Source organism: Stutzerimonas stutzeri, assembly GCF_000952685.1.
Lineage (GTDB): Bacteria > Pseudomonadota > Gammaproteobacteria > Pseudomonadales > Pseudomonadaceae > Stutzerimonas > Stutzerimonas stutzeri_E.
This window is the reverse complement of record NZ_JYHV01000003.1, coordinates 18,490-41,387: the sequence shown is the minus strand read 5'-3', so window position 1 is coordinate 41,387 and position 22,898 is coordinate 18,490. Positions and strand designations below refer to the sequence as shown.

The 22,898-nt window shown below is 63.8% G+C and carries 24 protein-coding genes; 12 read left to right on the top strand and 12 right to left on the bottom strand.

The window, feature by feature from the left end; genetic code table 11:
* Window positions 1-38: 38 nt before the first annotated feature.
* Window positions 39-1,211: a zinc-dependent alcohol dehydrogenase gene (locus UF78_RS00765; protein WP_045160106.1), complete on the bottom strand. Its 1,173-nt coding sequence runs from the start codon at window positions 1,209-1,211 to the stop codon at window positions 39-41.
* Between the two features lie 303 nt (window positions 1,212-1,514).
* Entirely contained in the window at window positions 1,515-2,375 is an 861-nt protein-coding gene (locus tag UF78_RS00760) for an oxidoreductase (protein WP_045160105.1), read from the bottom strand.
* A 168-nt stretch (window positions 2,376-2,543) separates the two neighbouring features.
* Between UF78_RS00760 and UF78_RS00755 the strand changes: the two genes are divergently transcribed.
* From UF78_RS00755 to UF78_RS00745, 3 genes are all read left to right on the top strand, one after another.
* A complete protein-coding gene (locus tag UF78_RS00755; RefSeq protein ID WP_045160104.1) occupies window positions 2,544-3,464 on the top strand; it encodes a hydrogen peroxide-inducible genes activator in 921 nt (306 codons plus the stop codon).
* 3 nt (window positions 3,465-3,467) lie between these two features.
* On the top strand, window positions 3,468-5,543 hold the full coding sequence (gene recG, locus UF78_RS00750; RefSeq protein ID WP_045160103.1) for an ATP-dependent DNA helicase RecG: 2,076 nt from the start codon (window positions 3,468-3,470) through the stop codon (window positions 5,541-5,543).
* A 77-nt stretch (window positions 5,544-5,620) separates the two neighbouring features.
* Complete coding sequence (locus tag UF78_RS00745) at window positions 5,621-7,024, top strand: aminoacyl-tRNA deacylase and HDOD domain-containing protein (RefSeq protein WP_045160102.1); 1,404 nt, start codon at window positions 5,621-5,623, stop codon at window positions 7,022-7,024.
* Window positions 7,025-7,079: 55 nt separating this feature from the next.
* On the opposite strand, the gene UF78_RS00740 is transcribed toward UF78_RS00745, so the two are convergent.
* The 9 genes from UF78_RS00740 to gspE form a co-directional block, all read right to left on the bottom strand.
* The gene (locus tag UF78_RS00740) at window positions 7,080-7,592 is read right to left on the bottom strand and encodes a type II secretion system protein M (protein ID WP_045160101.1); all 513 of its coding nucleotides are present in this window, start codon (window positions 7,590-7,592) and stop codon (window positions 7,080-7,082) included.
* Entirely contained in the window at window positions 7,589-8,731 is a 1,143-nt protein-coding gene (gene gspL / locus UF78_RS00735; protein ID WP_045160100.1) for a type II secretion system protein GspL, read from the bottom strand. Before gspL ends, UF78_RS00740 begins: the two co-directional genes overlap by 4 nt.
* Window positions 8,732-8,734: 3 nt before the next feature.
* Entirely contained in the window at window positions 8,735-9,718 is a 984-nt protein-coding gene (gspK, locus tag UF78_RS00730; RefSeq protein WP_045160099.1) for a type II secretion system minor pseudopilin GspK, read from the bottom strand.
* Window positions 9,715-10,437: a type II secretion system minor pseudopilin GspJ gene (gspJ, locus tag UF78_RS00725; protein WP_045160097.1), complete on the bottom strand. Its 723-nt coding sequence runs from the start codon at window positions 10,435-10,437 to the stop codon at window positions 9,715-9,717. The genes gspK and gspJ overlap by 4 nt, the downstream gene beginning before the upstream one ends.
* Window positions 10,434-10,838, bottom strand: coding sequence for a type II secretion system minor pseudopilin GspI (gene gspI, locus UF78_RS00720; protein WP_045160096.1), 405 nt, complete (start codon window positions 10,836-10,838; stop codon window positions 10,434-10,436). The genes gspJ and gspI overlap by 4 nt, the downstream gene beginning before the upstream one ends.
* Window positions 10,835-11,410 carry a type II secretion system minor pseudopilin GspH gene (gene gspH / locus UF78_RS00715; protein ID WP_045160095.1) on the bottom strand — a complete coding sequence of 192 codons (576 nt, stop codon included), beginning with the start codon at window positions 11,408-11,410 and terminating at the stop codon, window positions 10,835-10,837. Before gspH ends, gspI begins: the two co-directional genes overlap by 4 nt.
* A gap of 3 nt (window positions 11,411-11,413) precedes the next feature.
* Window positions 11,414-11,848, bottom strand: a complete 435-nt coding sequence (gspG, locus tag UF78_RS00710) for a type II secretion system major pseudopilin GspG (RefSeq protein WP_045160121.1) — start codon at window positions 11,846-11,848, stop codon at window positions 11,414-11,416.
* Window positions 11,849-11,853: 5 nt separating this feature from the next.
* Complete coding sequence (gene xcpS / locus UF78_RS00705) at window positions 11,854-13,068, bottom strand: GspF family T2SS innner membrane protein variant XcpS (RefSeq protein WP_045160094.1); 1,215 nt, start codon at window positions 13,066-13,068, stop codon at window positions 11,854-11,856.
* A gap of 71 nt (window positions 13,069-13,139) precedes the next feature.
* Window positions 13,140-14,654, bottom strand: a complete 1,515-nt coding sequence (gspE, locus tag UF78_RS00700) for a type II secretion system ATPase GspE (RefSeq protein ID WP_045160093.1) — start codon at window positions 14,652-14,654, stop codon at window positions 13,140-13,142.
* Between the two features lie 526 nt (window positions 14,655-15,180).
* Between gspE and UF78_RS00695 the strand changes: the two genes are divergently transcribed.
* The 3 genes from UF78_RS00695 to UF78_RS00685 are packed head-to-tail and all read left to right on the top strand — an operon-like array spanning window position 15,181 to window position 18,085.
* Complete coding sequence (locus UF78_RS00695) at window positions 15,181-16,302, top strand: Re/Si-specific NAD(P)(+) transhydrogenase subunit alpha (RefSeq protein WP_045160092.1); 1,122 nt, start codon at window positions 15,181-15,183, stop codon at window positions 16,300-16,302.
* Window positions 16,303-16,316: 14 nt separating this feature from the next.
* On the top strand, window positions 16,317-16,637 hold the full coding sequence (locus UF78_RS00690) for an NAD(P) transhydrogenase subunit alpha (protein WP_014851051.1): 321 nt from the start codon (window positions 16,317-16,319) through the stop codon (window positions 16,635-16,637).
* Window positions 16,634-18,085, top strand: coding sequence for an NAD(P)(+) transhydrogenase (Re/Si-specific) subunit beta (locus tag UF78_RS00685; RefSeq protein ID WP_045160090.1), 1,452 nt, complete (start codon window positions 16,634-16,636; stop codon window positions 18,083-18,085). Before UF78_RS00690 ends, UF78_RS00685 begins: the two co-directional genes overlap by 4 nt.
* A gap of 60 nt (window positions 18,086-18,145) precedes the next feature.
* Here UF78_RS00685 and UF78_RS00680 read toward each other — a convergent pair whose 3' ends face one another.
* Complete coding sequence (locus UF78_RS00680) at window positions 18,146-18,730, bottom strand: NAD(P)H-dependent oxidoreductase (RefSeq protein ID WP_045160089.1); 585 nt, start codon at window positions 18,728-18,730, stop codon at window positions 18,146-18,148.
* Window positions 18,731-18,886: 156 nt separating this feature from the next.
* Between UF78_RS00680 and UF78_RS00675 the strand changes: the two genes are divergently transcribed.
* From UF78_RS00675 to UF78_RS00650, 6 genes are all read left to right on the top strand, one after another.
* Complete coding sequence (locus UF78_RS00675) at window positions 18,887-19,201, top strand: putative quinol monooxygenase (protein ID WP_045160088.1); 315 nt, start codon at window positions 18,887-18,889, stop codon at window positions 19,199-19,201.
* A 163-nt stretch (window positions 19,202-19,364) separates the two neighbouring features.
* The gene (locus UF78_RS00670; RefSeq protein WP_045160087.1) at window positions 19,365-19,565 is read left to right on the top strand and encodes a DUF1127 domain-containing protein; all 201 of its coding nucleotides are present in this window, start codon (window positions 19,365-19,367) and stop codon (window positions 19,563-19,565) included.
* Window positions 19,566-19,670: 105 nt separating this feature from the next.
* Window positions 19,671-19,988 carry a DUF2388 domain-containing protein gene (locus UF78_RS00665; RefSeq protein ID WP_045160086.1) on the top strand — a complete coding sequence of 106 codons (318 nt, stop codon included), beginning with the start codon at window positions 19,671-19,673 and terminating at the stop codon, window positions 19,986-19,988.
* A gap of 88 nt (window positions 19,989-20,076) precedes the next feature.
* Window positions 20,077-20,370: a DUF2388 domain-containing protein gene (locus tag UF78_RS00660; RefSeq protein WP_045160120.1), complete on the top strand. Its 294-nt coding sequence runs from the start codon at window positions 20,077-20,079 to the stop codon at window positions 20,368-20,370.
* 24 nt (window positions 20,371-20,394) lie between these two features.
* Window positions 20,395-20,715, top strand: a complete 321-nt coding sequence (locus UF78_RS00655; RefSeq protein WP_045160085.1) for a DUF2388 domain-containing protein — start codon at window positions 20,395-20,397, stop codon at window positions 20,713-20,715.
* A 35-nt stretch (window positions 20,716-20,750) separates the two neighbouring features.
* On the top strand, window positions 20,751-22,667 hold the full coding sequence (locus tag UF78_RS00650) for a DUF4105 domain-containing protein (protein ID WP_045160119.1): 1,917 nt from the start codon (window positions 20,751-20,753) through the stop codon (window positions 22,665-22,667).
* The last annotated feature ends 231 nt before the right edge of the window (window positions 22,668-22,898 follow it).

Sequence of the window (22,898 nt, the reverse complement as noted above, 5' to 3'; positions counted from 1 at the left end):
CCGACCACGTCCCGCTAGCGAGACGCGAGGCCCGGCCCTTAGGGTTTGAGAACCACTTTGATACAGCCGTCATGCTTGTCGCGGAAGGTCTTGTACATCTCTGGCCCCTGCTCGAGGCTGACGCTGTGGGTGATAACGAAGCTCGGGTCGATCTGGCCCTCCTGGATGCGCCTGAGCAGGTCGTCGGTCCAGCGGTTGACGTGGGTCTGGCCCATGCGGAAGGTCAGACCCTTGTTCATCGCGGCACCGAACGGGATCTTGTCGATCAGCCCGCCGTAGACGCCGGGAATCGAGATGATCCCGGCCGGGCGGCAGACGTAGATCATTTCCCGCAGCACGTGCGGCCGGTCGCTCTCGAGCATCAGCGCCTGCTTGGCGCGGTCGTACATCGAATCGATCGAACGCGCCGCGTGCGCCTCCATGCCCACCGAGTCGATGCACTTCTCCGGGCCCTTGCCGCGGGTCAGCTCTTTGAGCCGCTCGAGCACGCTTTCTTCGTCGAAGTTGATGGTGATAGCGCCACCGGCGCGAGCCATGGACAGCCGCTCGGGCACGTTGTCGATGCAGATGACCTGCTCGGCGCCCATCATGACCGCGCTGCGGATGGCGAACTGGCCGACCGGGCCGGCGCCCCAGACGGCTACGGTGTCGGTGGGCTGAATGTCACATTGGGCGGCCGCCTGCCAGCCGGTGGGCAGGATGTCACCAAGGAACAGCACCTGCTCGTCAGTCATCCCGTCGGGAATCACCACCGGGCCGACGTCAGCGTAGGGCACTCGCACGTATTCGGCCTGGCCGCCCGCGTAACCGCCGGTGAGATGGGTATAGCCGTAGAGCCCGGCGGTGGTGTGACCGAAGACCTTGTCGGCCACATCCTTGTTGCGGTTGGTGCGCTCACAGACGGAAAAATTGCCGCGCCGGCACTGGTCGCATTCACCGCAGACGATGGTGAAGGGCACCACCACGCGGTCGCCGACCTTGAGCTTCTTGTTCGCCGAGCCAACCTCCATCACCTCGCCCATGAACTCGTGGCCCATGATGTCGCCGTGCTGCATGCCGGGCATGAAGCCGTCGTACAGATGCAGGTCTGAGCCGCAGATGGCGCAGGAACTGACCTTGATGATGGCGTCGCGCGGATCCTCGATGGCGGGGTCCGGGACGTGGTTGTCGCAGCGAATGTCGTGCTTGCCATGCCAGCGAAGAGCTCTCATGGAAAAATCTCCTGGTTCGGTGTTCGGAAACGCCGCCGTGGTGGTTCTTCCTGATCGATCGCCGCTTGGGCGGCAGCTGCTCCTGTCCCGATTGCTGCCATGCGGCAGGCTACGGCGCGCGTGCTATCAGATTTTTAGTAAGCGCGGCTGCGGCAGAGTTGCCGGAATATGGCCGTGACGGCGTAGTCACCGACGGACTGTCGTCACGCGACGCTTCGCACGCTTGTGCTCGGCGCGCGAAAGGGTCGGCTCGACGGGGTGCGTAGGCGGCGCGAGCCGCTGTAGCGGCTGCAGCCGTGTGGATCAGTTTTTGCCGGGCCGGATGGAAGCGTAGCCGTTGCGATAGCTCGAATATTGCGGCACCCAGCCCAACGCGCGGGCACGAGCATTGCTGCAACGCTTGCTACCGGCGCGACGCGTCATCGCCTGCTCGGCCCAATGGGTGACCCCGAGTCGCTCGCGCAGCCAGTCGATGACTTCGTGCAGCGGCGCCGGATCATCATCGACCCCAAGATAGCAATCTTCCAGGTCGCCGCCGTTCAGATCGGTCTGCAGCAGGCAGGCCAGCAGCGCCGCGGCGTCGTCACGGTGCACGCGGTTGCTGTACTGCGGTGGCTCGCGGTCGACCCGCAGCCCGGCACGGACCTGATTCTGCATCCAGGGACGAGCGGGATCGTAAAGCCCGGCCATGCGCACTCGGGTCGCCGGAATGCCACAATCCAGTGCCAGCCGCTCGGCTTCGAGCATGACCTGGCCGGTATAACCGGCGGGCTCGGTGGGAGAGGTTTCATCGATCCATTCACCGCTGCTCTGGGCATAGACGCCGGTGCTGGAGACAAAGAACAGCCGTTTGGGTCGCTGGCCGCGCTGCTGCAGCCAGCCGAGCACATTACGCAAGCCGTCGACATAGGCGGCCCGGTATCCCGCCTCGTCATGCTGGCTGGCCGATGCGGCGTACACCAGATAGTCCAGCGTACCGTTGGGCCAGCTGCGCGGTACCGCGCTGGCCGACAGATCGCCCTTGACCGGCAGGATCGGCACCGGCAGGCCGGCTGCCTGGCGGCGCAGGCCATAGACCGTCCAGCCCGCTCGGCTCAGCTGCAATCCGAGGCGGATACCGACATCGCCGCAGCCGGCGATCATTACAGAAGGACGAATAGCCATGGCGGTTGCTCCGTAACCGTTGCGGACCACTTGATCGGCCCGCCTTGCAGAAGTGTACCGCTGCCACATGAAATTTGCCGCTGATCAGCCAACGATGAACGGGTCGGGCATAGTTGGTTCGAACCCGAGCAAAGGCTATGCTAGCCAGCACTCTGATGGAAACTCGCTATGACACTGACCGAACTGCGCTACATCGTCACGCTTGCCCAGGAACAGCATTTTGGCCGCGCCGCCGAACGGTGCCATGTCAGCCAGCCCACGCTTTCGGTGGGGGTCAAGAAGCTCGAGGACGAGCTCGGCGTGCTGATCTTCGAGCGGACCAAGAGCGCGGTGCGGCTGACCCCGGTCGGTGAAGGCATCGTCACTCAGGCGCAGAAGGTACTCGAGCAGGCACAGAGCATCCGCGAGCTGGCCCAGGCCGGCAAGAATCAGCTGGCGGCGCCGCTCAAGGTCGGCGCTATCTACACCGTCGGTCCTTACATGTTCCCGCATCTGATCCCGCAGCTGCATCGCGTGGCGCCGGACATGCCGCTGTACATCGAAGAAAACTTCACCCACATCCTGCGCGACAAGCTGCGCACTGGCGAGCTGGACGCGATCATCATCGCGTTGCCATTCCAGGAAGCCGACGTGCTGACGCTGCCGCTGTATGACGAGCCCTTCTACGTGCTGATGCCGGCCAACCACCCATGGTCGAAGAAGGAAACCATCGACGCCGAGATGCTCAACGACAAGAGTCTGCTGCTACTCGGCGAAGGCCACTGCTTCCGCGATCAGGTGCTCGAAGCCTGCCCGACCGCCCGCAAGGGCGAGGCGCCGAGCCATACCACCGTGGAGTCCTCGTCGCTGGAAACCATCCGTCACATGGTCGCCTCCGGCCTCGGCGTGTCGATCCTGCCGTTGTCGGCGGTCGACAGCCATCACTACTCCCCCGGCGTGCTGGACATCCGTCCGATGACAGCGCCGGTGCCGTTCCGTACCGTGGCGATTGCCTGGCGCGCCAGCTTCCCGCGGCCGAAGGCCATCGAGGTACTGGCCGACTCCATTCGCCTGTGCTCGGTCGCCAAGCCGCCGGCCGCGAACGCCTGACCCATGAGCGAGCTCGCGGCCGTCCCGGTCACCGCACTCAAGGGCGTCGGCGCGGCATTGGCCGAAAAGCTCGCCAAGGTCGGTCTGGAAACCTTGCAGGATCTGCTGTTCCACCTGCCGCTGCGTTACCAGGACCGCACCCGTATCGTCCCGATCGGTGCGTTGCGGCCCGGCCAGGATGCGGTGGTCGAAGGCACGGTCACCGGTGCCGATGTAGTCATGGGTCGGCGGCGCAGCCTGCTGGTGCGCCTGCATGACGGCAGCGGCAGCCTCAGCCTGCGCTTCTATCATTTCAGCCAGGCTCAGAAGGAAGGTTTCAAACGCGGCACCCAGCTGCGCTGTTACGGCGAAGCCCGTCCCGGCGCCTCGGGCCTGGAAATCTATCACCCGGAATATCGCGCGCTCAGCGACAGCGAAGCGGTCGCTGTGGAGCAGACGCTTACACCCATCTATCCGACCACCGAGGGCCTGACCCAGCAGCGTCTCCGTCAGCTCACGCAGCAAGCACTGGCGCGGCTCGGCCCGCACAGCCTGCCCGACTGGCTGCCAGACGAACTCGCGCGTGACTATCGGCTGGCGCCCCTGGACGAAGCCATCCGCTACCTGCACCGGCCGCCGCCGGACGCCGATCTCGAAGAACTCGCCGAGGGCCGTCACTGGGCCCAGCATCGCCTGGCCTTCGAAGAACTGCTGACCCATCAGCTTTCGATGCAGCGTCTGCGTGAAAGCAGCCGCGCCCAGCACGCACCGCCACTGCCAGTGGCGCTTGAGCTGCCTAAGCGTTACCTGCGAAACCTCGGTTTCCAGCCCACCGGCGCCCAACAACGCGTGGGTGCCGAAATCGCCTATGACCTCGCCCAGGACGAACCGATGCTGCGCCTGGTACAGGGCGATGTCGGCGCCGGCAAGACGGTAGTCGCCGCATTGGCTGCCCTACAGGCACTGGAGGCCGGCTATCAGGTGGCGCTGATGGCGCCGACCGAGATTCTCGCCGAGCAGCATTTCATCACCTTTTGCAAATGGCTCGAACCACTGGGAATCGAGGTCGCCTGGCTGGCCGGCAAGCTCAAGGGCAAGGCGCGCACCGCGGCGCTGGATCGCATTGCCACGGGCTGCCCGATGGTGGTCGGCACCCACGCGCTGTTCCAGGACGAAGTGCAGTTCAAGCGTCTCGCCCTGGTGATCATCGACGAACAGCACCGCTTCGGCGTGCAACAGCGGCTGGCGCTGCGGCGCAAGGGCGTCGACGGCCGGCTCTGCCCGCACCAGCTGATCATGACGGCCACGCCGATCCCGCGGACGCTGGCGATGAGCGCCTACGCCGATCTGGACACCTCGATCCTCGACGAATTGCCGCCCGGTCGCACCCCGGTGAACACCGTGCTGGTGGCCGATAGCCGCCGCCTGGAAGTCATCGAGCGCGTGCGCTCGGCTTGCAACGAAGGCCGTCAGGCCTACTGGGTCTGCACCCTGATCGAGGAGTCCGAAGAGTTGACCTGCCAGGCCGCGGAAACCACCTTCGAAGATCTCTCGGCAGCGCTCGGCGGGCTCAACGTCGGGCTGATCCACGGCCGCATGAAGCCGGCCGAGAAAGCCGCGGTGATGGCTGAATTCAAGGAAGGGCGGCTGCAGCTGCTGGTGGCGACCACGGTGATCGAGGTGGGTGTCGACGTGCCCAACGCCAGCCTGATGATCATCGAGAACCCCGAACGCCTCGGGCTCGCGCAGCTACATCAGCTGCGCGGCCGGGTCGGTCGTGGTAGTGCCGCCAGCCATTGCGTACTGCTCTATCACCCGCCACTTTCGCAGATCGGTCGCGAACGGCTGGGAATCATGCGTGAAACCTGCGATGGCTTCATCATCGCGGAAAAGGATCTGGAACTGCGCGGCCCCGGGGAAATGCTCGGCACGCGGCAGACCGGTCTGCTGCAGTTCAAGGTCGCCGATCTGATGCGCGATGCCGATCTGCTGCCCGCCGTACGCGACGCAGCCCAAGCCTTACTGGCACACTGGCCCCAGCATGTCAGTCCTTTGCTGGAGCGCTGGCTGCGCCATGGCCAGCAATATGGCCAGGTCTGACGCTCGTCGGTAAATCCAAACCGCACTAATCATGAGGCTATACTGCGCCGCATGGGAATAAGACGGATCACTTGCTCATGAACTCGGCTGTCGACACAACAAAAGAAATCACGCTCGCGCCAATGATTGTCCAGCTGTTGGACAAGCTGGCACTGCCTTATCGCATCTGCGAGGACCACTCGGATCTGGACCCCGCCCGTCGCGTACAGGCGGTTCTGGTCGACGACGCCATCGGTGCGCTGTTGGTACTGTACCCCCGCGATCATCTACTCGATCTGCCCTCCCTGGTTGAATTGACCGGACGTCAGCTGGTGGCCGTCAAGCCCGATCGACTCATGCGCATGCTGGCCAAGCACGACCTGAAGGTACTGCCCGGCCTGCCGCCGCTGACCAGTTCGCCATGCCTATATGAAGAACGGCTGCTACAGCAACCGGAGCTGCTGGTCGAATCCGGCCAGCCGGGTCTGCTCCTGGCCCTGTCCAGCAATGACTTCAAGACGCTGCTCAGCAAGGCCAGCGCTGGCCGGTTCGCGGCGCCGCTGAGCCAGATCAAGCCCAACCTCGACCGTCCCGAAGAGGACCGCGCCGAAATTAGCCAAGCCGTGCAGAGCTTTACCGCACGACGGATTCAGAAGCGTCTGGAAGAAACCATCGAGATTCCACCGTTGGCACAGACGGCGCAGAAAATCATTAAGTTGCGCGTCGACCCGGACGCCACGGTGGATGACATCACCGGTGTGGTCGAGACCGATCCGGCGCTGGCCGCGCAGGTGGTCAGCTGGGCCGCTTCGCCGTACTACGCGGCCCCGGGCAAGATTCGCTCGGTGGAGGATGCCATCGTGCGGGTGCTCGGTTTCGATCTGGTGATCAACCTGGCGCTGGGTCTGGCGCTGGGTAAAACCCTGAGTCTGCCCAATGATCAACCGCAACAGGCAACGCCGTACTGGCAGCAGTCGATCTACACCGCGGCGGTGATCGAGGGCTTGAATCGGGCCATTCCACGCACCCAGCGCCCGGAGGCGGGGATCAGCTACCTGGCCGGTCTGCTACATAATTTTGGCTATCTGGTGCTCGCACACGTCTTTCCACCTCACTTCTCGCTGATCTGCCGGCACCTGGAGGTCAATCCGCATCTCAGCCACAGCGTGATCGAGCAGCACTTGCTGGGCATCACTCGCGAACAGATCGGCGCCTGGCTGATGCGCTACTGGGGCATGCCGGACGAGCTCTCCACGGCGTTGCGCTTCCAGCATGACCCCAACTATCAGGGCGAGCATGCCAGTCACGCCAATCTGGTCTGCCTCGCGGTACATCTGCTGCGCAATCGTGGCATCGGCTCCGGCCCTTACAGCGAAATCCCGCAGACACTGTTCGATCACCTCGGACTGAGCCGCGAGAAAGCCAACGACGTGGTAAACAAGGTGCTCGAGGCCGAAGCCGCGTTACGTGCCTTGGCGACGCAGGTCCAGTCGCCACACTGAAGGCTGGGCGGTGCCTACGGAACCGACCGAGCCCGCCCAAGCACTGCACGACAATCTAGCCGCCCGCGCGGAAACTCACCCGCGCATCCACCAACCCCTCGCCGACCTGACTGATGCTGACCTCGGCGAGGCTCGCACCCGCCGCCTGCAACTCATCGAACCAGCGCAACAAGGTGCCATAGGACGCTCCGGGCAAGGTCACCTGCAAGCTGCCGTCATTGCCGATATCGAAGCTTTCGAGGGTCAGACCGCTTTGCTGCGCGCTCTGCGTCACTAACCCCTGCAACTGTTCAGGTGCCAGCGAAACCGGTTTGCTGCGAGACATCTGCCGGGCCAGTTCGGTGTTCTGTTCCAGGTAGGCGTGCAACTCGCGTGTCTGCTGAAAGTACGCCTGGGCGTCACGCACGCGCTGCTGCGCCGGTTGCCAGAGCAGCAGATAGAACAGCACCACCGCCAGGAATGCCCCGAGCAGGGTCAGCGACAGGCGCTCGCGGGGCTGCAGTCGCTGCCAGCGTATCCACAGCGGGGATTCGGCCAGGCGCACGCGCATCTGTTGTTTCAGGTTCATCCTCGGCCTCCAATCACCACTCGCGCGCTGACGGCGTCGCCGTCACGGCTGGCCGAGCCCAGCTGCACGCTTTCGCCGGTCTCGCCCAGGCGCTGACGCAGCTGTTCCAGCGCCGCGAAGTCGCTGGCGCGAACCTGCAGGGCGAGGTCGCCGCGGGCCTGGTTGTAGTCCAGCTGACTGATCGTCACCGGAAAGCCTTCGGCCATCGCCTGCGCCACTTCGTCCAGCAATCGCATGAAGCCCGTTGAGGTACCAGCGCTCTGGCCGATGTGTTCGTCGAACTGCGCACGCAGGTTGACGATGCGCCGGTCCTCCGGAAACAGCTCGCTGTACAGCGCGCGGCTGGCTTCGGCGTAACGCTCCGCCTGCCGTTCCAATGTCCAGGCCTGGACCAGATTGAAGATCAGTTGCACCGCCAGCACCAACGCGAGCACCAGCAGCACTGGCTTCCACTGCCCCAGCCCGCTGCCGGCGGCCTGCACGGCGAAGTCACCCTGAGCCAGGTTCAGCGCGCCAGCGCGTCCCGATGCAAGGAAGCGATAGGGATCGTCCAATTGCTGGTAATCATCGAGCGATTCGGGCGGCTCGTTGAAGGTGCCATGGCCATGACGAGGTATCGGACACTGTGCGACCAAGTGCGGCCACTGACTGCTATCGAAGGCGAGCCGAGCTTCCGGAACGCCTCCCAGCAGCGCGCGCCCATCGATGAACAGCAGCTGGGTGCCGTCACGGGGCAGAAGGTCGGCATCGACGTGAATGGCAACGACTGTCAGCCCCAGCGCCTGCAAATCCTCCAGCCAATCGGCCAGCAGCTGTCGACGGATCGCGATGACCCGCCGCCGGCCGTCTTCCAGCGCATCGCCGTGGGTCAGATGCAGATCATCGACGTTCTCGGCCAGCAGCTCTTCGACGGCATAGGCCAGAGCCTGGTTGATCCAGCGCGCCTTACGCGTCGGCAGGTTGACTGCGAAGGCGCTGCAGACCTCGGCCGGCAGCACCAGCGTCACCGCGACCGGTGCCTGCTCGGCACAGCTGGCCAACGGCATCCAGCCACCTTCGCCCTCGCCCGGCAGCCAGTAGACTTGAGCGTCCGCGTCAAGCCGGGGGCCGCAATCGGCAGGCAGAAACAGGCAGTCCATCGGCTATCGTTCTCCATTGTTAGTTGGACGGAGCAGCCGTGGCGGTTGCCCCAGATTTCGCTGGAGGACACGGATTTCGCCGTCGTCCTCACGTCGCAGCCGGCTCACCAATGCCAACCGGCGGTCAGCCAGACGCACCTCGCTGGTGGCCTGAAAGAACTGGCTCGTCACCGCGACGCTGGTGCTTTCCAATTTGACACCGCCAAGCGCCGGTTGCGCCATGAAGCTCGCGACATCGCGAAAGCCACCGGCTTGACGCGCCTGCACCAGCGCTTCGGCGGCGCTCGGGCTGAGGCTGTCGGCAAGACTCGACAGCACCATGGCGCTGGCCGTGTTGACGTTCAACGGGGTATCCGCCGGCAGTGCGCTGACATAGGGCGCCAAGCGCTGGAAGTCCTCATCGCGCATGTCGAGCAGCAAGCGCAGCTCGGAGATATCTTCGAGACGCCGTCCCGCGGTGCGGTAGGGCGGATCGAGCAGCAGATAGGCATTGTCTTCGGCGCCCAACTCGCCACTGGGCTGCTGATCGCTGTCCAGCCAATCGAGCAGGCGCTCGGCGTAGGGTTCGCTGATCTGCAGGCGCAGCAGCAGCCGACGGAACTGCGCCAGCGCCGCGGCATTGGGCTGCTGTTCGCGCACCAGACTGTTGAGATTGAAGCGCCCCGTCAGATCTTCGATGCGGACCTGAACCTGACCCTGGCCTTCGTCGAGGTCGTAGGCCGGCTGCGGCAACGCCCAAGGCTCGAGCAGATGATCGATGGCGGGTCGTTCGGTGCCGTTGCCCGATGTCTGCGAATCGCGGCGCAGGATCGACCGCGCCAAGGCTTCTCCGCCAAGGGCGTAATGCCAGGCCTGGCGCGCCTGCGCCTGGTTGGCGGTGCCACGGATCGACAGCTGCTGGCGAGCGATCATGCCGGCGCAGACCACGGTGACGATGGCCACCACCAACAGCACGGTGATCAAGGCGACGCCGCGCTGGGTCTTCATTGCAGCTCATCCTCGGCTTCCGGTTCGGGCACTCCTTGGGAGTCCGGCTGAATGAACTGAGGCGCTGGCGCCGGGCCATCGGGCAGGCGCAGCAAGCGGGTAATGGTGCCGTAGCGCTGATGATCGAAGGACACCTCGACGGCCACTGGCAAGCGCCGGGCCTGCTCCTCCGGGTCACCACGACCGAACTCGAACGGCGGCCATTCATCGTGCCAGGCGCCTTCCGCGTCCAGATAACGCAGGCGCAGCTCGGTCACATCATCGAGCACTCGCTGCACCCGTGGCGCGCTATCCAGATCGCGGTCGAGCACGATCCAGTAGAGCCGTTCCAGGCTGTCACCGGCGAGGTGCCAGCGCACCCGCTGCAGATTGGATCGACGCATCCCGGTGGGGTTACGCCAGCCGCTACGGGTCAACTCCAGGGAAGCGCCGCCTTCGGAGCTCGACAGCTGACCGACGAAGGCGTTCTGCTCATCGCCGTAACCGTCGCGCACGGGACGCGGCACGGCCTGAACCAGATCCTGCTCGAGCCGCCACATCGCCCGACCGAGCTCACGCAGTTCGGTTTCCTGGGCGCGCACCACCTCGTCGCTGCGCAATACGGCTTCGAGCATGCGGTAGGTCGCCAGGCCCAGCAGCGCGAACAGGGCGATGGCGATCAGCAATTCCAGCAAGGTAAAACCCGCCACGCTTAGGCGCCTCCGCGCTCGGCTGGTCATGGCTCGGCCCCGACGAAACCGGTCAGGCTGGTGACGGCGCGCTGTTCGATCGACGCCGAATTGCTGCGGCGTGGCTCAGCGGCCGCCACCCAGACGCGGATGCGCAAAAGGCCTGGCGTTCCGCTGGTTTCCACCTCACTGAGCACCTGCCATTGGCGGCCGCCGAATTCCAATTGTTGGTCCTCGCGACCGATGCTCGGCGCCGGCTGTTGCAGTTGCAGCTCGGTGAGACGGTTGTCGGCTATCCAGCCAGCCAGCGTCAGCGCCTCCAGCCGCCCGGCATTGTTCACGCTGCGTCCGGCGGCGGTCAGCACCACCGCGGCGACGATGGCGAAGATCGCCAGCGCCACCATTACTTCCAGCAAGGTGAAGCCGCGCGAGCGCAGCAGTGTGCGACTCATCGGCGCGCGTCCTGCGGTTCGGCACGCGGCATACGAAAGCCATCGCTGGAGACGACCCAGCCGGTGCCGTCCGGTCGCTGATCGGAAAAGGTCAGGGTAAAGGGCGAAAGCTCGCCGCTGGACAGGATCAACAGTTGCGGCTGCACGCGAGGCGCACGGCGGCGCTCGCGGTCACCCTCCTTGGACAGGCCGATAGGGTCGTCCTCGTGCTTGACCGGTGCCACCAGCTTCAGGGGTGCGCCATCGAGCTCCAGCTCCAGCCGTATCCACTCCGGGGCCTTGTGCGCCTTGTCATCTCCGGCATCACGCCAACGTGCTTCAGCCTCGTCGTAATGCATGACCCGGTAGCCGTCATGGCTGATCAACAGGCCGTACTCACGGCTGTCGAGCACGGCCTCGTCGGCCATCAGACCGATCAGCGTCGCCAGTCGCTGCGCTTCGTCGCGGACCTCACGGGAAGAGCCGGTGTTGCCGATCGACAGCACCGCCAAGCCCACCAGACTGCCGAGGATGACGATCACCACCAGCAGCTCGATCAGCGTAAAGCCGCCGCTCCGGCGCGCCCGGCGCATCGATCAGAGATCCCAGCTACCGATGTCCGCGTTCAGCTCAGAACCGCCCTGTTTGCCATCGGCGCCGTAGGAATACAGATCGAATTGGCCATGGGTGCCCGGCGACAGGTATTGGTATTCATTGCCCCAAGGGTCCTTGGGCACGCGCTTGAGGTAGCCGTCGCGATTCCAATTCTTCGGCTGTGGATTGCCACCGGGCTTTTCCACCAGCGCGTCCAGCCCTTGCTGGGTGCTGGGATAGGAATAGTTATCCAGCTTGTACATGTCGAGGGCGGCGCTGATCGCCTTGATATCGCCTTTGGCCACGGTCACCTTGGCCTGGTCCGGGCGATTCATCACCTGCGGCACCACCAGTGCGGCGAGAATCCCGAGGATCACCACCACCACCATGATTTCAATGAGGGTGAAGCCCCTCTGTCTGCGGTCGTTCAACGTCATGCTCACTAGCCCACCAGTTGATTGAGAGAAAGAATCGGCAGCAGGATCGCCAGAACGATCACCAATACCACAGCCCCCATGAACACCAGCATGAAGGGCTCGAAAAGACCGACCAGCAACGAGATTTGCGCGGCCAGGTCGTTTTCCTGATTGCGCGCGGTGCGCGCGAGCATCTGATCGAGCTCGCCGGATTTCTCGCCGCTGGCGATCATGTGCAGCATCATCGGCGGGAACTCGCCGGTGGCATCCAGCGCGCGGGTCAGGCTGCCACCTTCACGCACCCGCTGCGCCGCCTCGATGACCTTGTCACGGATGCGCAGGTTGGCGATCACCGCCGCGGCGATGCCCAGCGCGTCCACCAGCGGTACGCCGCTGCGGGTGAGAATCGCCAGGGTCGAGGCGAAGCGCGCCGTATTGGTCGCCCGCGCCAGACGCCCCACCAATGGAATGCGCAAGATGAAAGCATGCCAGCGCCGCTTGATCTTTTCGTCACGCAGCGCCTGCCGCATCGCCAGGCCTCCCGCAACGATTCCGATGAGCATCAGCCAACCCCAGCGTTGCACCACTTCGCTCACGGCGATCAGCCCGGTCGTCAACGCCGGCAGCTGCTGTCCGGTATTGACGAAGACCTTCACCACGTCCGGCACCACATAGCCCAGCAGCAGCACCACGATGGCCAGCGAAGCCACCAGCAGAATCACCGGATACAGCAGCGCCAGCTGGATCTTCTGTCGCGACTGCTGGCGCTGGTCGGTGTAGTCGGCCAGCTGATCGAGCACCAGACCCAGATGTCCAGCATGCTCGCCCGCTGCAACAGTGGCTCGGTACAGCTCGGGAAAGGCCGAAGGATATTCGCGCAGCGAGCCCGCCAGACTGTGACCCTCCATTACTCGGGCGCGCACCGCCAGCAGCATCGATTTGATCTTCTGCGAGGTCGACTGCGCCGCCGTGGCGCGCAGGGCCTCCTCGATGGGCAGCGCGGCTTGGACCAGCGTGGCGAGCTGGCGGGTCACCAACGCCAGATCACGAGCCGAAAGCCCACGCCCAAAGCCGAAGCCACCGCCAGTGGTGTCTTCCTTGGCCTTGGCCTGTTTGACCTCCAACGGCGACCACTGCTTCTCGCGCAACAGCTGCCGAGCCTGCCGCGCGCTGTCCGCCTCGATCAGGCCCTTCTGCTCGCGGCCGCGCGGGTCGAGTGCGACATATTCGAACGCCGCCATCAGCCACGGCCTCCGCCGAGTCTGCAGGCCTGCATGGCCCTAACGGTCCCTGTAGCGGTACAGCTCATCCGTTACTCCTCTCGCGTGACGCGCAGCACTTCTTCGATGGTGGTCACGCCTTCGCGCACCTTGCGCAAGCCGTCCTCGCGAATACTTGGGCCCAGTCGGCGGGCGTGGCGGAGCATGTCCTGCTCGGGTGCGCGGGTGTGGATCATGCTGCGCAGGGCGTCGTCGAACATCACCAGTTCGTAGATGCCGGTCCGCCCACGGTAGCCCAGCTGCCGGCAGACGTCGCAACCCTCAGCGTGATAGAGCGTCGGCGCCTCGCTCGGATCGAGGCCGAACAGTGCACATTCGGCCTCGTCGGCGACGTAGGCGCGTTTGCAGTCATTACACAGCACGCGCACGAGGCGTTGGGCCAGCACGCCGAGCAGCGACGAGGAAATCAGGAAGGGTTCCACGCCCATGTCCACCAGGCGTGTCACCGCACCGATGGCGCTGTTGGTGTGCAGCGTCGACAGTACCAGGTGGCCGGTCAGCGACGCCTGCACAGCCATGTCAGCGGTCTCCTGGTCGCGGATCTCACCGACCATCACCACATCCGGATCCTGGCGCAAAATCGCGCGCAACCCGCGGGCGAAGGTCATGTCGACCTTGGTGTTGACCTGGGTCTGGCCGATGCCTTCGAGGTTGTATTCGATCGGGTCCTCGACGGTGAGGATGTTGCGCGAGCGGTCGTTGAGCGTGACCAGGCTGGCGTAAAGCGTGGTGGTCTTGCCCGAGCCGGTCGGGCCGGTGACGAGAATGATGCCGTGCGGCTTCTGCACGGCCTGCTCCATCACTTTACGGTCGCGATCGCTCATGCCCAGATGGCGCAACGTGAGGCGCCCTGCCTGCTTGTCGAGCAGACGTAATACCACCCGTTCACCATTGGCCGAAGGCAACGTCGAGACACGGATATCGACTTCGCGGCCTCCGACCCGCAGGGAAATCCGGCCGTCCTGAGGGATGCGCTTCTCGGCGATATCCAGCCGCGCCATGACCTTGATCCGTGAGACCAGCAGCGCCGCCAACTCGCGCTTGGGTTGCACCACTTCGCGAAGAATGCCGTCGATGCGGAAGCGGATCACCAGACGCTTCTCGAAGGTCTCGACATGGATGTCCGAGGCGTTTTCCTTGATCGCTTCGCCGAGAATGGCGTTGATCAGGCGGATGATCGGCGCATCGTCCTCCTGCTCCAGCAAGTCTTCGGTTTCCTGGATCTGATCGGCCAGGCTGTGCAGGTCCATCTCGTCACCCAGGCCCTCGACCATCAGCATCGCCGCCGAGGAGTCGTGCTGGTAGGCCGCGCTCAAGGCCTGCTCGAATTCATCCTGCGCCAACCACTGCATGGCCAGCGGGCCACCCGCGATGCGCTGCGCTTCCTGCAAGGCGGTCAACGGGGCGCCTTCACGTGCACACAGGCGCAAGCCTTCGGGGCGATCCAGCAAGATCACACCATGGCGCCGGGCGAAGGCAAATGGCAGGCGCCGCTGGACCGGCTCCTCCAGCAGCGCGGTCATCTCGTTCACGTCCAGTTCGGCCATGCAGTATCGATCCTCGGAAAAAGCTATGAGCAGGTCGCGCTGAAGCCAGCGCGACCAACCGCTTTGGACTACAAGGAATGCATGACATTGCAAACCTCTGACAGTTTTTCATCAGCGCATTACAGGCCCCTCGGCAAACCGGCACCAAGGTCGAATATAGCCAAGGCTGCGGGCGAATACCGCATCTATGGGCGGTCATTCATGATTGCGCCGTGCATATTCGCCATGGAACCTTATACGAAGGTCGAATCCAATACGGACGCTGCCTGCAGCGGTACAAAGCAACCTAACGGTCACGTCGTGAACGAAGCGGCGCATTGGCGTTCCGATTAAAACAGTTGTTTGATTTTTGCGGCGATTGCAGAATGCCGCGCCGCAACAGGCCCGACCAGCAGTGCAGGGGCCCGTTAGCCGATCCACACCCGGCCGCCACCCGTAGTGGCCGGGCGAAAAGTACCACCCGCGGTGCGAACAGCCGGATGACCGGACAGCCCGCAGGTAACGATCAAGCAGGAGAACAAGAACAATGCACATTGGTGTTCCTCTCGAAACCAGGCCCGGTGAGACGCGCGTCGCCGCGACACCGGAAACCATCAAGAAGCTGATCGGGCAAGGGCATCGGGTGACGGTGCAGAGCGGGGCTGGCGTACAGGCCAGCATCCCGGACAGTGCCTTCGAGGCGGCAGGCGCTACCATCGCCGATGCCGCTGCGGCGTTCGCAGCAGAGATCCTGCTGAAGGTGAACGCACCGAGCGAAACCGAACTGGCGCAGATGCAGCCGAGTACGGTTCTGGTCGGCATGCTCAATCCCTTCGACAATGAAAACATCGCGCGCATGGCCGCACGCGGCATCACCGCCTTCGCTCTGGAAGCGGCGCCGCGCACCTCGCGTGCACAGAGCCTCGACGTGCTTTCGTCGCAGGCCAACATCGCCGGTTACAAGGCCGTAATGGTCGCCGCCAACCAGTATCCGCGCTTCATGCCGATGCTGATGACCGCTGCTGGTACGGTGAAGGCCGCACGGGTGTTGATCCTTGGCGCCGGTGTGGCCGGTCTGCAGGCCATCGCCACGGCCAAGCGCCTGGGCGCGGTGATCGAAGCCTCGGACGTACGCCCGGCGGTGAAAGAGCAGATCGAATCGCTCGGCGCCAAGTTCGTCGACGTGCCGTTCGAGACCGACGAAGAGCGCGAATGCGCCGAAGGCGTTGGCGGCTATGCCCGTCCAATGCCCGCGTCCTGGATGACACGTCAGGCTCAAGCCGTGCACGAGCGTGCCAAGCAGGCCGACATCATTATCACCACCGCGCTGATCCCGGGCCGCAAGGCGCCGACGCTGTTGCAGGAAGAAACCGTGCAGCAGATGAAGCCCGGCTCGGTGGTAATCGACCTCGCCGCTTCTCAGGGCGGCAACTGTCCATTGACCGAAGCCGATCAGGTGGTGGTCAAGCACGGCGTGACCCTGGTTGGCTACACCAACCTGGCGACCCTCGTGCCGGCGGATGCATCGGCGCTATACGCACGCAACCTGCTGGACTTCCTCAAGCTGGTGATCGATGGCGAAGCCAAGTTCCAGCTCAATCTTGAAGACGACATCGTCGCCGCGTGCCTGATGTGCCGCGACGGCCAGGTCGTGCGCACCAACGGTTAAGGGAGCCCTAAAGAATGGACCTGATATCTGATGGCATCTACAACCTGATCATCTTCGTGCTGGCGATTTACGTCGGCTACCACGTGGTCTGGAACGTCACCCCCGCGCTGCATACCCCGCTGATGGCGGTCACCAACGCCATTTCGGCGATTGTCATCGTTGGCGCCATGCTCGCCGCCGCCCTGACCGTCACGCCGATGGGCAAGCTGATGGGCACCCTGGCGGTGACCCTGGCCGCGGTCAACGTCTTCGGTGGCTTCCTGGTCACCCGTCGCATGCTGGAAATGTTCAAGAAGAAGGAGCGCGCTGGCGCTAAGGCGGAGTCCAAGCCATGAGCATGAACCTGATCACCCTGCTCTACCTCATCGCCTCGGTGAGCTTCATCCAGGCCTTGAAAGGCCTGTCGCACCCGACCACCTCACGCCGCGGCAACCTGTTCGGCATGATCGGCATGGGCATCGCCGTGGTCACCACGGTGTTCCTGGTGTTCAAACTCGGCGCGCAGCTGGTCGAAAGCGCCAGCCCCTGGAGCGGTCTGGGCTTTATCGTCCTCGGCCTGCTGATCGGCGGCAGCATCGGTACACTGATGGCCAAGCGCGTCGAGATGACCAAGATGCCCGAGCTGGTTGCCTTCATGCACAGCATGATCGGTCTGGCCGCGGTATTCATCGCCATCGCTGCGGTGCTCGAACCGCAATCGCTGGGTATCGTCCAGGCCATCGGCTATCCGATCCCGGCCGGTAACCGCCTGGAGCTGTTCCTCGGCGCAGCCATCGGCGCCATCACCTTCTCCGGTTCGGTGATCGCCTTCGGCAAGCTGTCGGGCAAGTACAAATTCCGGCTGTTCCAAGGCGCGCCGGTGGTGTTCCCCAACCAGCACAAGATCAACCTCGCCGTGGGCGTGGCGATTCTGGTACTGGGTCTGATCTACACCTTCAGCGGCAACTTCACCGCGTTCATGATCCTGGTGGCGCTGGCCTTCGTGATCGGCGTGCTGATCATCATCCCCATCGGCGGCGCCGACATGCCAGTGGTGGTCTCGATGCTCAACAGCTACTCGGGCTGGGCGGCGGCCGGTATCGGCTTCTCGCTGAACAACTCGATGCTGATCATCGCCGGCTCCCTGGTGGGTTCGAGCGGCGCGATCCTCTCGTACATCATGTGCAAGGCGATGAACCGTTCGTTCTTCAACGTCATCCTCGGTGGCTTCGGCGCCGATGCCGATGCCGGCCCGGCCAAGGGCAGCCAGGAACAGCGTCCGGTCAAATCCGGTTCCAGCGATGACGCCGCCTTCCTGCTGTCGAACGCCGACACCGTGATCATCGTTCCTGGCTACGGCCTGGCGGTGGCTCGCGCGCAGCATGCACTGATGGAGCTGGCCGAGAAGCTGACCCATATGGGCGTGACCGTGAAGTACGCGATCCACCCGGTTGCCGGCCGTATGCCCGGCCACATGAACGTGCTGCTGGCCGAGGCCGAAGTGCCGTACGAGCAGGTCTTCGAGATGGAAGACATCAACTCCGAGTTCGGCCAGGCCGACGTGGTGCTGGTGCTCGGCGCCAACGACGTGGTCAACCCGGCGGCGAAGAACGATCCGAAGTCGCCCATCGCCGGGATGCCGATCCTCGAGGCCTACAAGGCCAAGACGGTCATCGTTAACAAGCGCTCCATGGCCAGCGGTTATGCGGGCCTCGACAACGAACTGTTCTACATGGACAAGACCATGATGGTCTTCGGCGATGCCAAGAAGGTCGTCGAGGACATGGTCAAGGCCGTGGAATAAGCGACACCGCTACACCAAAGCCCCTCCCGGCCCGGCCGCGAGGGGCTTTTTCTTGCCCGATCAGCCGCCGAATACCCGCGCCAGGTGCGCTTCGTAACGCTGGATGTCGGCCTCGATCGAGGGTCGCTTCATGACATCCACACAGAGGAAGGTCGGCAGGCCTGTCATGCCGAGAAATTCGTTGGCCTTGTGGAAGGGGAAGTAGACGGCATCCACCCCCTTGCCTTCGAAGAAGTCCGTCGGATCGTCGAAGGCCTGCTGCGGCGCGTTCCAGGTCGCCGAAATCATGTACTGCTTGCCCTGCAACAGCCCGCCGCTGCCGTACTTCTGCGAGGCATCGGAACGCGTGCGCCCGTCGTTGGCGTAGAGGCTGCCGTGGCCCTCGGTGAATACCTCGTCGAGGTATTGCTTCACCGTCCAGGGCGCGCCCATCCACCAGCCGGGCATCTGATAGATGATCACGTCCGCCCAGAGAAACTTGGCGACTTCTTCGGCCAGGTCGTAACCCGCGTCTATTTGGGTTTGCTTGACGTCGAAGCCGGCACGGTCGAGAAACCGCAAGGCGGTTTCGTGAAGCGTGGTGTTGTAGCGACCATCGGAATGGGCGAACTGTTTGGCACCGTTGAGGAGCAGGATTTTTTTCATGGAAGGCGTATCCAGCAAATGAGAATGGCGGGCAGCCTAACGACCGCCCGCGCGGCAAAACAGAGCGCTGCAAGCAAAAGCGTGTTGACTGAAAGTCACGAATCAGCGACCCGTTAATGCCTTAGGCTGTTTACACCCATCAGCGGAGCAAGCCCCATGAGCGAACGTTGCGCCTTTATCCTTCACGCCTACACCCGACCGGAAAAATCGGCCGAATTCGAAGCGCTGTTCAACCGCTACGTTGCCGCAAGCCGGGCCGAGGACGGCTGCGTCGAGTACCACATGCTGCGCGACGCGCAGGACCCGACCCTGTTCATTTTCTTCGAGGTCTGGCAGTCACCTGAGCATCTGGCGGCGCACAATGCGCTGCCGCATATGCGCAACTTCCGTGAGCAGCGTATGGATTTCCTTAGCCGCGATTTCGAGGTTCGTCCGATCGAAATGCTCAGCGCCTCGTCCGCCCAGCGCTGAGTCGGGCCAAACAGTTTCGTCGGCGAAACAGCGGTACAGTTGATCACCCCTGACAACTGAACCGGCACAATTCACAGTCCCTGTGACTGTTACGTAACAGCGCAGCACGCGACCCTATCTACCCATACCCCACCCCCGCGAATCGGCGGGAAGGAGAAGGCAGATGGAACGCGTACTGCCCCGCACGCTCAGGCTCGGTACTGGCTCGCTATCGCTGCGTCGACTGGTTGAATTGCTGCACCTGTGGCATCGACGGGCCCGCACCCGACGTCAGCTGGCCGCGCTGGATGAGCACCAGTTGTCGGACATCGGCATCAGCCGCAGTGAGCGCATGGCCGAGCTGGAAAAACCATTTTGGCGCTGACATCGCACTTCCCAGGCAAGATCCTGCAACCTAAGCTGAACGGCACCACCCGTCGGCGGTCCAAGCCGCTATCGGCGGGAAGCCGCGTCTAGCCTGGAGAAGTCTATGAACAAGTATCTATTGTCTGTCGCCGCCGTTGCTTGCCTGGTTGCGGGAACCGCCTCGGCCGGAAGTATCACGGGGACGGTCGATGCCATCGGTGCCTCGTTGGTCAATAGCGTCGAAGGCACCTCCGACTTCACCTCAAACCTGGGTGACGACAAGCTGGTGCTCGACGCCCGCGACGATGCGGCCCGCTTCGTTGCCAGCGATGGCAAAGCGCGTGGAGCCCAGCTCGAGGCCGCGCTGGGCCATATCCGCAGCCAGGCGCCAGGCCTGAGTGCCAGCGATCTGGAACTGGCCAACGCTATCCTGGCGCTCTGACCCACCCCATTAAACCCGGGCCGCAGCGCTGGCCGTCAGGCTGGCGTTTCGCTAGCCTATGCGGCTGTTTTTCGGCACCGGGATCAACATGCGTTCGTTCTATCTTGTATTGGCCAGCTGCGCCTTCTGCGGGACTGCGCAGGCATTCGACAGCACTATCGCTGGCACCGTCGCCTTCAGCTACGTTGCCAGCCAGGTAACCAGCGCCCCATTCGATAACAAGCTGATCCTCGACTCGCGCGATGACGCGGCCCGCTTCGTCGCCAGCCAGGGTGAGGTCCGCGGCGCGCGGCTGGAAGCGGCATTGCGTTGGCTCCACCGGCAACAGCCGCAGCTGGCAGCAAGCGATCTGGAACTGGCCGAAGCAATCCTCATCCAATAGCCACCCGCTTTCACGAGAACCTACATGAAATTGAAGCTGTTCGCCGCGCCCCTCGCACTGACCCTACTCGCCAGTGGCGTCCAGGCCCAAACGCTGGTCGCCACCAGCAACATCGTGATCAATGCGCTGGACCGCAGCATCAACTTCACCTCGGATGTCACCAGCCGCATCAGCGATATGAAAGTCGTCAGCGAAGCCCGTGACGAAGCCGCCGGCTTCGTCGCCAGTGCAGGTGAAATTCGTGGTGCACGCCTGGAAGCTGCTTTCGGTGGGCTGCGCAGTGCATTTCCGGAAGCCCGGCAAGCCAGCGATCAGGCCCTGGCTGAACTCATTCTCTCGCAGTGAAACCAGTTCGCGCCTGGCTGGCCTATGTTGCGCTCATGGCGCTAGCCAACCTGTGTCACGCCGATCTGCACCTGACCCTCGACGACAACGAGCTGCAGCCGGCCGAACGCGCAGCCAGCCAGCAATTACTCGACGAAGCCACGGCGGCGCTGCCGCCGAGGTTGGTCGAACGGCTTGATCGTGAGGTGCGTGTGCGTTGGCACGACGGTCTGACGCACCAGGTATATGGCAGCGCGGGAGGCGATCTGCTACTGCTCAACCGACGCCTGCTGCCCTCCCTGACCGATGGTTCCGCCGCCACACAACGTACCGACCGCCCCCACGGCACCGTTCGCAGAGAACTGTTGGCGACACTGATTCACGAAGTCGGGCACCTCTATGATCGTGCTCGGCTCTGGTCGTCCGAACGCCATGCGCAATTAGCCTTCTGCAGCCAACGCGCCGCCAGCCTCGGCCTGGTCGGGTTGCCGGACCGCTGCCGCGGGCAAACCGAACGCCGCTTCACCCTCAGCGATGATCCACGTCTGCTCGACCTCGCCGGCTGGCCCCAGCGTGTCGGCCAGCACGGCGAGCGCGAGCGGAAAAACGCCCAAATAGCGCGCAGCCCCGATGCTTACGAGCTGACCAACCCGCTTGAATTCGTCGCGGTGAACCTGGAGTACTTCCTGCTCGACCCCAGCTACGCCTGCCGACGGCCTTCCCTGCATCGCTATTTTCGCGAGCATTTCGGCTGGCAGCCGACCGATGTGCAGGCCTGCGACGGCGGCCTGCCGATTCTCAACGCCGGACATGATTTCGCGCGAGCTCCCTTGATCAAGCTCAATCCGGAGCGGGTCTACGCGGTCGACTACCTGTTCGCCGAGGCCAATGACGCCTGGGTAAGCCGTTGGGGCCACAGCATGCTGCGCCTGGTCATCTGCGCCCCCGGTCGTCCGCGCGGGCCGGCTTGCCGACTGGATCTGGATCATCACCTGGTGCTGTCCTTCCGCGCCTTTGTCGGCGACGTGCAGCTGTCCAGCTGGGATGGCCTGACGGGTGTCTATCCGTCACGCCTGTTCGTTCTTCCGCTGGGTCAGGTGATCGAGGAATACACCAAGGTCGAGCTACGCAGCCTCGCCTCGATCCCGCTCAAACTGGAGCGCGATGAGATCGACAGGCTGGTCGAACGCAGCGCCGAGATGCACTGGAGCTACGACGGCGATTATTACTTCCTGTCCAACAACTGCGCGGTGGAAACCCTCAAGCTGCTGCGCAGCGGCACCGCACGGCCGGAACTCACCGCGCTGGACAGCATCCTGCCCAGCGGGCTGTTGGAAATCCTGATCAATCGCGGCCTGGCCGACGCCAGCGTGCTCGACGATCCGTACGAAGCGCTGCGCCTGGGCTATCGCTTCGACTCCTACCGCGATCGCTACCAGGCGATGTTCGCCGTGCTTCGCGAACGTCTCGGACTGCCGCAAGAAGATGTCGAGCAATGGCTGGCGCTCCGTGCCGAGCAGCGTCGCCCATGGATCGCGAAGGCCGATCTGCGCGCCAGCGCGGCACTGCTGCTGGTCGAACAGGCGGCGCTGCGACAGCACCTGCTCCTGGCGCAGGAGGAACTCAAGAAGCGCTACCTGGGCGGCCGCGAGCAGGGTGATACAAGCCTCGCCAAGGCCGATGAAACCCTGCAAGGCATCCTCGCCAACAGCGGCTATCTGAGCCAACCGGCACAACTGCTCGACGGCGGTTACGGGCTGCCGCAGGCCAGCGAGTGGCAGCGACTGGAGCAGGAAAGCAGCCAGCGCCAGGCGCAGCTCATGCAACTCACCGAGACGCTGAACGAAGAAGTCCGCTTGTTGTTGGGCGAAGAACGTCGCATGGAGCTGGAGAACGTGGAGGCCAACCTGGTGCAGATCGGCGACCACTTGCGGCGCCTGCACAAAGCCGGTGGCGGCTTGCAACTGCCCTGACAGGATCGGCATACGCCTTCAAACCCTGTATGCATCCAGGCGACTCAACCTGTCCACGCGACTTTTCTCGGGACGAAAAAAAACCTCGAACTTCGTTGGGGGAGGGGGAAGTTCGAGGTCCAAATCCGGACCGCTAGGGCGAGGTCCAGAGATCTGCCAACACTTAACACAACAAGGAGCATCGAAGGGCTTTCACACCCTTCGTAGCCTCAGACCGGCTGTTTGCTTCCG

Bases quoted from the DNA above. Each gene is read 5' to 3' on its own strand.
- UF78_RS00765 (WP_045160106.1), bottom strand. From the start codon at position 1,211: ATGAGAGCTCTTCGCTGGCATGGCAAGCACGACATTCGCTGCGACAAC.
- UF78_RS00760 (WP_045160105.1), bottom strand. From the start codon at position 2,375: ATGGCTATTCGTCCTTCTGTAATGATCGCCGGCTGCGGCGATGTCGGT.
- UF78_RS00755 (WP_045160104.1), top strand. From the start codon at position 2,544: ATGACACTGACCGAACTGCGCTACATCGTCACGCTTGCCCAGGAACAG.
- recG (WP_045160103.1), top strand. From the start codon at position 3,468: ATGAGCGAGCTCGCGGCCGTCCCGGTCACCGCACTCAAGGGCGTCGGC.
- UF78_RS00745 (WP_045160102.1), top strand. From the start codon at position 5,621: ATGAACTCGGCTGTCGACACAACAAAAGAAATCACGCTCGCGCCAATG.
- UF78_RS00740 (WP_045160101.1), bottom strand. From the start codon at position 7,592: ATGAACCTGAAACAACAGATGCGCGTGCGCCTGGCCGAATCCCCGCTG.
- gspL (WP_045160100.1), bottom strand. From the start codon at position 8,731: ATGGACTGCCTGTTTCTGCCTGCCGATTGCGGCCCCCGGCTTGACGCG.
- gspK (WP_045160099.1), bottom strand. From the start codon at position 9,718: ATGAAGACCCAGCGCGGCGTCGCCTTGATCACCGTGCTGTTGGTGGTG.
- gspJ (WP_045160097.1), bottom strand. From the start codon at position 10,437: ATGACCAGCCGAGCGCGGAGGCGCCTAAGCGTGGCGGGTTTTACCTTG.
- gspI (WP_045160096.1), bottom strand. From the start codon at position 10,838: ATGAGTCGCACACTGCTGCGCTCGCGCGGCTTCACCTTGCTGGAAGTA.
- gspH (WP_045160095.1), bottom strand. From the start codon at position 11,410: ATGCGCCGGGCGCGCCGGAGCGGCGGCTTTACGCTGATCGAGCTGCTG.
- gspG (WP_045160121.1), bottom strand. From the start codon at position 11,848: ATGACGTTGAACGACCGCAGACAGAGGGGCTTCACCCTCATTGAAATC.
- xcpS (WP_045160094.1), bottom strand. From the start codon at position 13,068: ATGGCGGCGTTCGAATATGTCGCACTCGACCCGCGCGGCCGCGAGCAG.
- gspE (WP_045160093.1), bottom strand. From the start codon at position 14,654: ATGGCCGAACTGGACGTGAACGAGATGACCGCGCTGCTGGAGGAGCCG.
- UF78_RS00695 (WP_045160092.1), top strand. From the start codon at position 15,181: ATGCACATTGGTGTTCCTCTCGAAACCAGGCCCGGTGAGACGCGCGTC.
- UF78_RS00690 (WP_014851051.1), top strand. From the start codon at position 16,317: ATGGACCTGATATCTGATGGCATCTACAACCTGATCATCTTCGTGCTG.
- UF78_RS00685 (WP_045160090.1), top strand. From the start codon at position 16,634: ATGAGCATGAACCTGATCACCCTGCTCTACCTCATCGCCTCGGTGAGC.
- UF78_RS00680 (WP_045160089.1), bottom strand. From the start codon at position 18,730: ATGAAAAAAATCCTGCTCCTCAACGGTGCCAAACAGTTCGCCCATTCC.
- UF78_RS00675 (WP_045160088.1), top strand. From the start codon at position 18,887: ATGAGCGAACGTTGCGCCTTTATCCTTCACGCCTACACCCGACCGGAA.
- UF78_RS00670 (WP_045160087.1), top strand. From the start codon at position 19,365: ATGGAACGCGTACTGCCCCGCACGCTCAGGCTCGGTACTGGCTCGCTA.
- UF78_RS00665 (WP_045160086.1), top strand. From the start codon at position 19,671: ATGAACAAGTATCTATTGTCTGTCGCCGCCGTTGCTTGCCTGGTTGCG.
- UF78_RS00660 (WP_045160120.1), top strand. From the start codon at position 20,077: ATGCGTTCGTTCTATCTTGTATTGGCCAGCTGCGCCTTCTGCGGGACT.
- UF78_RS00655 (WP_045160085.1), top strand. From the start codon at position 20,395: ATGAAATTGAAGCTGTTCGCCGCGCCCCTCGCACTGACCCTACTCGCC.
- UF78_RS00650 (WP_045160119.1), top strand. From the start codon at position 20,751: ATGGCGCTAGCCAACCTGTGTCACGCCGATCTGCACCTGACCCTCGAC.